The sequence below is a fragment of the Umezawaea sp. NPDC059074 genome (assembly GCF_042738955.1).
Taxonomy (GTDB): Bacteria; Actinomycetota; Actinomycetes; order Mycobacteriales; family Pseudonocardiaceae; genus Umezawaea.
Genome location: NZ_JBHYHC010000002.1, coordinates 163,874 through 176,387, shown reverse-complemented (window position 1 = coordinate 176,387; position 12,514 = coordinate 163,874). Strand labels below are relative to the sequence as shown.

1 protein-coding gene (only partly in view) is annotated in these 12,514 nt (G+C 74.5%); it reads right to left on the bottom strand.

The whole window is internal to a hypothetical protein gene (locus ACFWW9_RS01670; RefSeq protein WP_390370443.1) on the bottom strand: the coding sequence, 39,237 nt in all, runs 15,770 nt past the left edge and 10,953 nt past the right edge, and what appears here is coding positions 10,954-23,467, spanning codon 3,652 (complete) through codon 7,823 (partial); reading right to left, the first codon wholly in view occupies window positions 12,512-12,514. Both the start codon and the stop codon lie outside the window.

Sequence of the window (12,514 nt, the reverse complement as noted above, 5' to 3'; positions counted from 1 at the left end):
ACAGCACCACACCGTGCAGCAGGTGGCTGTGCGGACCGGAGCTGACCAGCGCGATGACGGTCAGCCACACCAGGTCGACCCTCGGACCGATCCCGGCGAGCCGGTTCACCTTGGCCAGGTCGAGCACGCCGTGCACGCGCAGGTCGTTCTCCAGCACGTCCCGGATGAACGCCACGCGGTCCACGACCGAGTAGAGCGCGACCCGCTGCGCGAAGGCGTCGCGCAGCGCCTGGTCCTTGGTGTCCCAGTCCGAGAGCTGCTCCAGCACGTCGGTGACGGTGAGCTGGTCCTCGGCGGGCGCGCGGCCGACCGACACCCACGTCCCGCCGCCGTCGACCAGGGTGGCCACGTGCTTCGGGCCCGCGGGGTCGGTGATGTCGATGTCCGCGACGAGCTTCCTGGTCGGCGCGTCCACCGGGACCGCGATCCCGGCGGCCTGGACGGCGTCCCAGAAGTCGGTCGCCACGGACGACTGGCCGCTGACGTCCCCCGCGTAGCAGATGTAGAGCGCGAACGAGTCCAGCAGCGCGGTCCCGTGCCGCTGGAACGCCTCGGAGCCCAGCACGAGCCGGGCGAGCGTGCCGCCGTCCACCGACAGCTCGGTGCTGGTGCCGCCGTCGTCGACCGTGACGGTGACCGTGCCCGGCCTGCCGTGGGTGTCGACGAAGAACGTCTTGCGGCTGCCCGCCCACGGGAACGGCATGGTCAGCCGGTGCCCGGCTTCGGGCACGACCACCTTGGCCGGGTCGATCCGCTCCTCGATCAGCGACGCCTGCCGGTCGTCGTTGACCGGGAACCCGGCGAGCATGATCGTCGGCGCCGCGGCGGTGCCGAACGTGACGCCGACGGCCTCGCCCGACGCGTCGGTCAGGGTGCTGACCCGCACCTGGCCGGGGGTGAAGTAGCGGATCGCGCCCCCGCGGTCCCGACCCGACATCGGCTGCGCGGCGGTGCTCGGCGTCGGCGACCCGGCGACGGGCAGGCTGGTGGTCGCCGTGACCGTGTTGGCGTCGTTCCGCGCGCGGTTGCGCACACCCGCGACACCGGTGGCGGGCACGACCTGGTCGACGTCCACGCCGCCCGCGCGAGAAGGCGCCTCGATCCGGTTCAACGCCGCCGTGACCTGGTCGCGCACGTGGACCCGTGCCGCCTCGGCCCGGCGGGTGCCGCTCGCCACGGCGGACCGGTCCCCGCCCACGTACCTGTTGCCGTGGCCCTCGCCCGCGAACTCCACCCGCGGCGGGCGCACACCGTCGCCGTCCAGCTCGACGGCGGCTTCCGCGAGCCAGGTCGCGAGCGCGTCGAACTCCCACGTCGAGGACGCGCCGTCGATGCCGGTCCGCTTGTCGGCGAACTCGACCTCGGTGGGCGGCGCGACGAACCCGCTGGTGAGCACGCGAGGAGCGCTCTCCCCCGGTGCCACGAGACCGATCGGGCGCGACACCTGGCCGTAGGTGTGCCAGAAGCCCTTGCCGGTCACGGTGAACCGGTCGCGCGCCAGGTCCGGCAGCACGACCGGCACCCAGGCCCCGCCGTCGCGGTACCGGTCGCGAACGGTCGTGATCGCGCCCACCGCGTCCTGGCGGGACGCCAGGTGCGTGAGCGCGGCCGTCCACACGAGCGCGGGGTGCGGGCCCGACTCGATCCCCGACCGGGCCGCCACCAGGTCGAGCACGGCGCCCTGCCAGAGCGTCGGGAGGTGCCGGGTGGCCTCCACGGCCACCAGGTCCGTCGGGGTGCCCTCGTTCGCCGCGACGCGCGATCGGGCGGCGTCGAGCGCGTCCGGGTCGGCCATGGTCGCCACCGCGGCGGCGACGTCGTCCGCGGTCACCGGGCGGGCCGGGGCCTGCGGAACGGACTCCGCGTACTCGACGAGCACCCGGTTCGCGCTCCGCGGGTCGTCCTGCGCGGGCCAGTTGTAGTCGAGCGTGATCTCCTGGTCCGGCGAGCGCAGGTGCGACGCGCCGCGCAGGGCGAGCGCCACGTCCACCGCGTCGCGCAGTTCGGTGATCACCTCGGCCGTGCGGCTCCGCGCCACGTCGCCCAACTCGCCGTCGACGTAGTGACCGGTGACGGTGATCGCGGGCGCGGGCAGGCCCGCCGCGGCGGCGCGGATGGTGGCGTTGGCGATCTCGCGGGCCTGCTGCCGCAGCAGGTCCCGCGCGGAGCCCTCCGAGGGGATCCGCGACCGGCCGGAACCGAACGGGATCGCCGCGGGGACGCCCGGCTCGTTCCAGACGACCGTCCGGCCCGCACCCGTCACGGGGACCAGGCCCGCGTTCGGGCCGGACCGCAGCACGGCCAGCGCGGCGGCCAGGACCAACTCCTGGCGGTGGCCCCCGGCCGTGATCGCCCGCGCGGCGTCGAGGTCGAGCACCCCGTGCCGGAGCAGCCCGCTCTCCAGGACGTCGTGGGCGCGCAGGGCGCGATCGGCGGCGGAGAACAGCGGGGTCGCGGTCGCGTACCGCGCCCGCACCTCGGGGGTCTTGGTCGCCCAGTCGGTCGCCGCGGCCACGACCCCGTCCAGGTCGAGATCGGCGGAGTCCGCCCATCCGCCGAAGGTCACCCACGTGCCACCGCCGTCGACCAGGGTGGCGAGGTGGTCGAACCCCCCGTCGGGCCGCCTCCTCGGGTTGACGGCGATCACGCCGCTGGGGGCGTGCACCGGGGCGTCGACCCCGGCGTCCTCGACGAGCCTCCGGAAGTCGGCGCCCACGACGTCGTCGGCGTCCGTCCCGGCGTCGCAGATGTAGAGGGCGAAGGCGTCCGGGTCGGCGGGGCCGAACGCGCGGAACTCGGCCGAGGCGAGCACCAGCGCGGCCAGCACGTCACCGGTGACCATGAGCTGCGTGTCGCTGTCGCCGATCCGGACCGTGACGGCGACGCCGCCCGGCTCGCCGTGCGCGTCCACGTGGAAGATCCGGCCGGTGGTGTCCCACGGCATCGGCGTGGTCACCGAGCCACCGGGCGTGACGGTGGGCCTGCGACCGGGGACGAGCCGATCGGGCACCAGGGTGGTGCGCCGGTCGGTGTTGCGCGGCACCCCTCTGGTCAGCGGCGACGGGTGCGCCATGGTGGAGAACGAGATGCCCACGACCGCGTTGGAGGCGTCGCGCAGCGCGTTCTGCGTGACCTGGCCCGCGCTGAAGTAGCGGGTCTCGCCGTGAGCGTCGACGCCCTCGAACACGACGTCCTGCGGACGAGCCCCGGCGCGCGGCGGCTCGGGGCCGAAGTCGACGTGCGTGGCCACGACGACCTTCGGCGCGGCGAGCGGGTCGACGGCGCCGGACGCGGCCCGGACCGGCACGATCCGCCGGGCGTCGACCCGCACCTGCGGCGAGAGCTGGTCCAGCTTCTGCTGGAGCAGGTCGACGACCTGCTGGCGCGCCACCTGCGCGTGCTGCGCGCCGACGTGGCCGTTCTGGTCGACGCCGATGAACGTGAGCACGGGCAGGGGCGCGAGGTCGGCGTCCAGTTCGAGCGCGACCTGCGCCAGCCACGTCGTCAACGCCTCCAGGCGCCAGTTGCGACCGCTGCCGTCCAACTCCATCCGGCCGCCTGCGAACGACACCTCGACCGGCGGCGGCTGGAAGCCCGCGCCCATGGCCACCCACGGGCGGGAGCGGCCGGGCGGCAGCAGCCGCGCGGGCCGGTCGACCCGGCCGTCGCGCTGCCAGACGCCCTTGCCGATCACGACGAACCGGTCCCGTGCCGCGTCGGGCAGCGACAGCCATCCGGTGTCGTCGCGGTACCTGTCGACGACCTGGGTGACGGAGTTCAGCACCGAGGGCTGGGAGCTGAGATAGGTGAGCGCCGCCGTCCACACCAGGTCGGGGTCGGCGGTGCGGGCGATGCCCGCGGCGGCCTCGGTGAGGTCGAGCTTCTCGTCCCGCACCATCGCGTGCGCGTAGTGGCGCGCGAACACCGCCACGTGGTCGGCGAGGGTGGCCGTGCCCGCGTCGACGCGGGCACGGGCGGCGGAGTGCGCGGACGGGGTGGCCATCACCCTCAGGACGGTGTCGAGGCTGACCGGCACGGCGATCCGCGACTGGCTCGACGGCATCTGCGAGAACGAGACGAAACCGCTGCCCACCGGCGGCAGGTCGACGCCGAGGTCGATCCCGAGCCCGAGCGGGGGCGGCTCGACCGGGAGCACGCCGAACTCCGGGTCGCCGAAGTCCAGCCCGAGACCAGTCCCCTGGTAGCCGAAGCCCGGACCGCCCGACTGCCCGAACCCGAGCAGCCCGAACCCGTCGCCGGGGGTGTCGTCCTCGTCGCCACCGGGCAGGTCGACGGTCGCGCGCGACCGGGTCATGGGCGGGAAGCCCGTCAGCCCGAGCCCGGACACCTCGTCGTCGCCGTCCACGTCGGGCAGGTCGATCGTCAGCCCCAGCCCGATCGCGGGCCCGAAACCCGTCAAGCCCAGGCCCGACACCTCGTCGTCACCGTCGACGTCCGGCAGGTCGATCGTCGCGCCCGGTCCCCGCGGCCCGAAGCCGGTCAGGCCCGGACCCGAGGTCCCGTCGGTCGGGCCGAAGCCCGCGAGGCCGAGGTCGTCGAGGTCCGACAGGTCCGCGTCGTCCGCGTCGGCCAGGTCGATGCCGCTGGTGCCCGCCTTGAGCCGCACGACCTCCAGTTCGCCGTCTTCGACCGGGTCGAAGCCGAGGCCGTCGTTCGGGCCGTCGATCAGGCCCAGCGCGTTGCCCGCGGGGATCACGACGTCGTCGCCGGGCACGTCCTCGACGTCGATGTCGGGATCGCCGGTCTCCAGCGGGCCGGGATCGGCGTGGCGGTAGCCCGAGGACGCGGGGTCGGCGATCGTGCCGAGGGCGTCGGCGGTCCGCTCGACCACGTAGAGGTTGCGCGGCTTGAGACCCGCGTCCGGCTCGGCGTAACCCGCGGTCATCAGGCCCTTGTCGTCGTGCACCCGCGACTGGCCGCCCCGGTGGCGCAACGACGACAGCTGGTCGAGGTACTCGTCCGACAGCCCGAGCAGGTGGCCGATCTCGTGGGCGAACACGGACGTGGTGGCGTGCACCCACCACTGCGCGGAGTTGGAGCGGAACCGGTCGGCGGTGTCCACGACCTCGATGCTGTGGTGCGCCTCGTCCTCGGTGGCGACGAACTGGACCGTCACGTGGAACTGGTCACCGGACGGCAGCCGGAGGCCCTTGTTGTAGTGCTCGTTCACGCCGCGCAGCACGGTGCGCTTGAGCTGCGCGATCCGACGCGCCGAACTGCCCGGCGGCACGGCGAGGTGCAGGCGCACGGTGTAGTCCTGCACCGGCGTGCCGTCGACGGTGAACCGGCGCCGGTCGTAGCCGATGGTGCTGTGGAAGTAGCCCAGGCCGCCCCGCGCGCGTTGCTCGTCGGTCGGGTCTTGCGGACGTTCGCTGAAGACCTCGCGGTAGACCTCCACGAACCGGCCTTCGACGACGGACACCGGCGCGGTGGCGCGGGCGGCGCGGATGTCGGCCTCGCCGACCGGGTTCGACGGCTCGAACCACGCCGCGGTCTGCTCCTTGCTGCTGATCCACGCGTGGTCCGCCGACACCGGTGGGACGGTGGGCACGGGCACGCGGGTGTGACCGGCCAGCTCCCGCGAGGCCGCCACCACCGCGGCGCGCTTCACCCAGGCCGTGTACTCGGTGGCCAGCAGCGCGCCGCCGAGGTCGGTCCGGCGCTTCAGCGCGGCGACGCGGTCGGCCTCGGTGGGCACCGGCGGCGGCAGGCCCGGACCGGCGGCCCTCGCCCGTGCGACGGCACGGGTCTCGGCCTCCAGTTCGGCGCGCACGGCGACGAGGTTCCGCCGGGCCGCGGCGTACTCGGTGCGGGCGGCACGGAGTCGGTGCTCGGCCGCGGCGAGGAGCACGGGGGACGTGGGGACAACCGGGATGGGCCGCGCCGCGGGCAGATCGGCCACGGCGTTGCCGGTCGGCTGGGGGGACGGCCGGGTCTGCTCGGTGGCGGGCGCCGGGGCGGGCGAGACGTCCGACAGCTCCTTGGACGGGGTCTCCAGCGCCGCCGTGCCAGCCTCGTGGGCCTGCTCGGCGACAGCGCGCGCCAAGTCCGCCGGGTCGGAGAGCCTGTCGCCGCCGTCCGCGGACGGCACGTCGACCGGGCTCGAGGTGTCGGTGGTCGTGCCGGTCGCGGGCGTGCCCGCCTCGCGGTGCGCGGGGGCGAGCGGGTCGGCGGGGACGGCCGACGGGGTCTGGAGGAACGTCGGGTGGATCGCCAGGTCGACGGTGCCGTCGGGGAAGTCGTAGGTGACGTCCTCGTCGACGGTGGCGTCGTCGTGCGACGTGCCGGACGGGCCCGCGCCCGGCGACGAGAACTCGTCGTCGGGGTGCCCGGTGGGCCGGGCCGGGCCGTCCACGGACCCGCCGAACCCGCCGCCGAAGCCGCCCCGCGTCCGCTTGGTGCCGAAGGCTCCGCGCAGCTCCTCGGACACCGCCTCGGCCTGCGTGCGACCCCACTGCTCGTTCTGCCCCAGCTCGGCCGCGTGTCGCAGCCGGTCCGCCACGACGTACCGCATCTGGTCGTAGAGCTTGCGGTACGCGGCCGCGTTCGGCGTGAGCCCAGTCCGCGTCAGCGGCGGCGACTGGTGGCGGGACACCATGATGTCGCCCGCCAGCCGCAGGACGCGGTCGCGGTCGCGCGTGGGCATCGCGTCGACGGCGGACCTGGCCAGGGTGAACTTGTGGTCCCACTGCCGCGCGATCTTCTGGCCGACGACCGGGTACGACCCGGCGGGCGCGTACCCGCGCGGCGGCTCGCCGACGACCTCCGTCGTGACGGTCGCCCGCTCCCTGGCGTAGCGGTCGTGCAGGTGCGCGCCGGTCAGCCCCGACGTCGGCATGATCTCCAGGACGTCGACCGACGGCATCTCGTCGTCCAGCCCGAACAGGGCGGCCTCGCTCCGCAGCAGCCCGCGCAGGTGGTCGCGGACCTCGTTCGCGTGCCGCTCGCCCGCGGCCACGCCCGTGCGGGTGATCGGGCCGAACTGCGTGCCGTGCGCGTAGCCGACGATCGAGGACAGCGGCGGGCTGTAGCCGTCCGCGCCGAGTTCGACCGCCGCCTCCAGCAGCCAGCGCGCGAGCTGGTCCAGTTCCCGCGAGGCGCGCACCTCGTCGCCGAACACCAGCCTGCGCCGGAACTCGGCGTCAACCACCGGGGCGTGGAAGTTCGCGAAGTCGACCTGCGTCGTCTCGTCGAGACCCGGCGCGAGCAGGTGCGCCGGGCGCGTCACCGAGATGACCTTGCCGGAGCGCTCGCGACCCCAGGTGCCCTTGCCGTCCACCACGATCCGCACCCGCGCGGCCTCCGGGAGGTGGACGACGCGCCACTCCCCCGTGGTCGTGCGGACCATGTCGGTCATCCAGTGGACGGCGCTGAGCGCGGCGGTGTTGCGCGCCAGGTAGTCGAGAGCCGCGGTCCAGGCGAAGTTCACCATCCGCTGGGTCTCGTTGGGGCTGAAGTGGATGGACGTGAGGTTGAGGTTGCCGCGCGAGGTGTTGACGCCGTTCGCCAGCGTGGTCGCCACGTGGCTGACGGCCGGGATCACCGTGCGCAGGTGCTCGGGAACGGTCACCACGCCGGGGGTGGTCAGCTCGGTCACCACGACGTTGAGGTCGCTGCGGCGGCCCGCGGTCGTCCACACCCCGTTGTCGGACAGCACCGCGGCGGGCGGCAGCACCCCCAGCGGGGACTGGGGGCTCGACAGCGCCACGCCGGAGGTCGGCACGTACACCGTCAGGTCGTAGCCCTGGCGCAGCGCGACGTGGCCGATGGCCACCGCGAAGCTGTTCGGGCCGTTGCCCGCGTTGACCGGGTCGACGAGCAGGACGATCGAGCCCAGCGGCGCCTTCGGGTCGGCCAGCGCCCGGCGGAACGTCGGGGAGCCCAGCACGGCCCGCGCGAAGGTGTCGAACGAGACCTTGACCCGCACGGTGCCGCGCGGCGTGTCGATCCACAGGTTGCCGTCGAAGGTGCGCAGGTCGACGACGAACGGGCGGGTCTCCTTGACCGAGCTGTACGTCCACGGCGACGGGACGTCCGCCCAGAGCCCCGGCCGCTGCGGCGTCGCGTCGCGGCGGATCCGGACCGTGCGGTGCGCTCCCTCGGACGCGGCCCACGCGACCGCGCTGTCCACCGCGGCCCGGTTGCCGACGGACACGCCGAGCACCAGGTTGTCCGCGCCCGACAGCGCGGCCAGCCGGACCTGCTCCGGGGTGAACAGGTGCTCGCCGCCGTACTGGTCGACACCGGCCAGCCGGGCGGTCCCCGGCCGCGCGGCACCCGCCCGCAGCTGGTCCCAGTCCAGCACCTCGGTCGCGTACTCGTCGGGGAACTTGCCGCCGACGGCGACGTTGCGGCGCAGGAAGTCCTCCGACAGCGGCGCCAGGTTCCGGTACCGGCCCCAGTTGTCGTAGTAGGCGAGTTCCTTGCGCGCCAACGAGATCCCGCGCATCACCTCGTGGTAGGTGTGGTGGCCGCCCTGGATGTAGGCCGACAGCAGCGCCAGCCGCACCAGCCCGAAGTCGAAGTCCACCCCGGCCTTGGCGGCGATCTGCTCCAGGATCTGGACCGTGAAGTGCGCGGACGACGACGGCCCCGTCCACACGATCGCGCCGGACTGCTGGCCGCGCGCCTGGAGGGTGCCCGCCATGGTCAGGGGCTTGTAGACGCGCGGCAGCTTCCAGGCGACCGTGCCGTCGCCCATGCCCATGGTCTCCCGCTCGCCCCGGCTCAGCGGCGGGAAGATCGCCGACATGCGGTCGCGCTCGTCGGCGAACGAGTCCAGCTCGCGGAGCTTCGCGTTCTTCAGCCGCGGCGACATCGCCTCGTTCTCGAGCACCTTGAAGAACGAGTTGTACGTCTTGTCGAACCGCCGCTCGGCGTAGATGTCGTTGATCTCGGGCACGAAGTCCGAGTGGTTGCCGAGTTCCTTCCACAGCTCGTTGCGCCGGTAGAACAGGTAGACGCGCTCGCGCACGTTGCCGTCCTTGACGACCTTCCAGACGGCCCGCTCGGTGCCGGGGAACCAGCCGCTCTCGAAGCGGTCGCCGCCGCCGAGCTTCGCCCGCAGCGCCGTGGGCGTGGTGTCCCAGATGACCTTGGCGATCCGGCCCAGCTCCGCGTTGACCTCGGGCAGGGCGGCCAGCACCTGGGCGAGCTTGCGCTCGTACTCCGCCGACCGCTCGGAGAACACGATCTGGGCCCGGTTCCAGGCCTCGGTGCTCCACGGGCGCAGGACGTCGGTCGGCTGCGCCGCGACGGCCGGGCTCTCCTGGACGTCGATGCGCACCGAGCGGCGGAAGTCGCCGCCGGGACGTCCGACGTGGTCGCGGAGGACGATGTCGTCGACCGAGATGCCGTGGCGCGACCGGTCGCCGAGCGCGGCGATCAGCTCGTTGAGGAAGACCCGGCGCACGTCCCGGAACCGGTCGCGCATCGCGTCGGTGGCGTAGGACCCGCTCTGGTCGGACACGAAGTACCCGGTGAAGGTGACCTGCGGGAGCGCCCGGCCGTCGCGGCCCGCGCGGATGGCCGCCGCGGCGACGTCCCTCGCGGCGCCCTGCACGCGGGCGAGGTCGGTGGGCTGCTTGCGCAGCCGCGTGATCCCGGACTCGAAGACGACCTCGACCGGGCCGACGGGTCGCGGCGGCGGTGGCTGGCCTCCCTGGATGCTGGTGGTCCGCTGCCGCGTCGTGGGAGCGGGGGCGGGCGCGACGCTGTTCGACCTGAGCCTCTGCCTCGGCGCGGGCGCGACGCTGTTGGACCTGCCGCGGAACATCCCGCCGCGCGGCATGACCCCGGAGGTCAACCGGGCGCCCAGCGCCCGCGCGATGCCGTCGACGAGCGCGTCGACCTTCGCGTCGACGTCCACCTCGCCACCCCGCAGCAGCGCGAGGGACCTGGCCGCGACCGAGCGGACCACCAGGCCGTAGAGCGCCTGGTAGTTCCGGTCCGCGGGCGTGTAGGCGGTCTCGTCGAACTTCGGCAGCTCCACGAAGTCGGCGACGACGTCCGCGGCGTCGGCGAGGGCGCGGGCCCGGTCCTCCGACGACTGCTCGTCGAGCATGAGCCGTTCCCACTTGAAGGTGTCGCGCAGCTGCGCGATCCGCTCGGACGGCACGAGGGAGCCGGACGGCGTCCGCACCTCCCCGGTCGGGCCCGCGTCGACGTCGCCGTCCACGACCGGCGGGGGCGGGGGCTCGGGGTCGGAGTCGTCCGGACCGCCCTCGCCGCCGTCCGGGTACTCGACGAGGACGACGACCTGCGAGTCCACACCGCCGCCGAGGGGCTCGGGCGCGGTGACGACGGAGTCGGCGTCGATCCCGAGACCACCGTCCAGCAGCCCCAGCTCGGCGTCCAAGCGCGCGACGAGGTCCAGCCGCGCCGCTTCCGCGTCGGCGGCCAGGCCGTCGCGGTCGCCGAGCACCGCGATCCGCACGACCGGCGCGGGCGAGCCGTCCGACACCCGTTCGACGACCAGTTCCGCCACCTGCCGGACGGCGGAGTCGTCGAGCAGGTCCGCACCCGGCTGGAGGTCGACGATCCGCGGCTCCACGTCGACGTCGGCCGACGGCGCGCGCCTCGGCCGGTCGCCGCCCGCCGGGACCAGCGCGACCGGGCGGGAGGACAGCCCCGTCTCGTCGTCCCAGTCGGCCTTGCTCAGCACCGTGAACCGCGAGCGGACGTGGTCGGGGAGCGCGACGGACACCCACGTGCCGTCGTCGCGCCGACGCCGGTCGACGATCCGCACCGGTGTACGAACCCCGGCGTCGGCCACGGCGAGGACCGCGGCGGCCAGCAGCACGTCGGGAGAACCGTGGTCGCGCACCTGCTCGGCCAGGTCCACGAGGTCCAGCACGCCGTCGGTCGCGATGGACGTGAGGGCGGCGTCGACCACCTCTCGGGCCAGGCGCAGCGCCTCGCCGTGCCGCTCGCCGGGGTCGGCGACGGCGGCCGCCAGGTCGCGCGCGGCCGAGGCGTCGTCGACCGGGGCCGGACCGCCGACCGGGCTCGGGCTACCGGTCGCGGGGGCGCCTGCCTCGCGGTGTGCGGGGGCGGCCGGGTCGGCGGGGGCCGGTGAGAGCGACTGGAGGAACGTCGGGTGGATCGCCAGGTCGACTTGGGCGGCGTAGGTGCGGAAGTCGTCGAGGCTGAGGAAGCGGACGCCGGAGCGGCCGGGGTCGGCGATGCGGATCAGGCGTTGCTGGCCGTCCTTCGCGGCGGAGATGACGGCGCGGTGGCTGACGCCGCCCTGGCCGTCCATGGCGACGTCCGCCCAGCCGGTGGTGCGGAGTTCGGCCCACAGCAGGCCGAGGTCGACGTTGTCGGTGACGCGGCGGGCCACCCGCTCGTAGCGGGCGGTGTCGGCGAGGTCCTCGGCGGTGGGCCTGCCGGGCTGGTCGGCGAGGTGGGCGCCGAGCTGCACCGCGTAGCGCTTCGTCTCCTCGTACAGGCCGCGGGCGGGCTCGACGCCGGGGCGGCTCGCGGACGCGCCGGTGAACGCCGAGTTCAGGCCCGTGACGATCCTGGCCATCGCCGGGGACGACCCCGAGTAGGTCTTCGGGCGGACGTGCAGGCGCGGCACGGAGTTCTCGTCCAGCAGCGCCACGGCGGCGAGCTTCTGGAGCTGGCGGTTCCAGTCCTCGCGCCACTTGCGCCCGGCCTGCTCCCAGCGCTCCCTGGTCTGCTGGTCGGCGGGCGCGACGGCCAGGTCGGCGATCTCGGCCTCGATCGCGTCGAACAGCCGCTTCGCCTTCGCCGTCCGCCGGGCCACGGTCCTGGTCAGCCGGTCGGCGCGGCTCGGCCGCCACCGCGACCCCGTCGTGTCCGGGTTCGCGAACGCCGCGAGCCGCTCGTCCAGGTCCGCCACGACGCCGCGGCCGATCATCAACGCGGCCATCATGGTCGGCGCGCGGTCGACGACGGCGGTGTTCATCGCGGTGGGCACGCACGTCGTGGTGAAGAACTGCCGGTCGTGCCCGACGGAGGAGAACAGCGCCTCGGTCAGCGCCGCCGGGTGGGCGAGCAGCGAGCGGTACGTCTCGTTGCCGAGCAGCGCGGCGCGCGCGTCCGGGGTCAGCTCGGCGAGCTTGAGGGACGCCAGACGACGGGGCAGGGCCGCGTTCGGCTGGTAGTCCAGGCCCGTCAACGACCGCGGGACCCGCCCGGCCGCCACCTCGGTCGCCACGTGCGCGAGGAAGTCCGCCGCCGCGGCCGGGGTCATCGTGCGGATGTGCTGCTCGTCGCGCACGCCCTGGTTCGCCGGGCCCGTCCTGGTCGGCACCAGCGTCGCGGACAGCAGCACGTCGTTGACCAGCGCGACGACGGTCGCCTGGTCGCCGCGGGAGAGCAGGCCGAGCGACCTGGAGATCGCCGTGAGGGACGCCTGGGTGTCCGCGGCCCCCAGCACCTCCCGGAGGTGCTCGTCCAGGTGCCCGCCGTCGGCGAGCGCCACGAGGGACGCGATCCGGGCGTCCAGGTCGGCGGCCACCAGGTT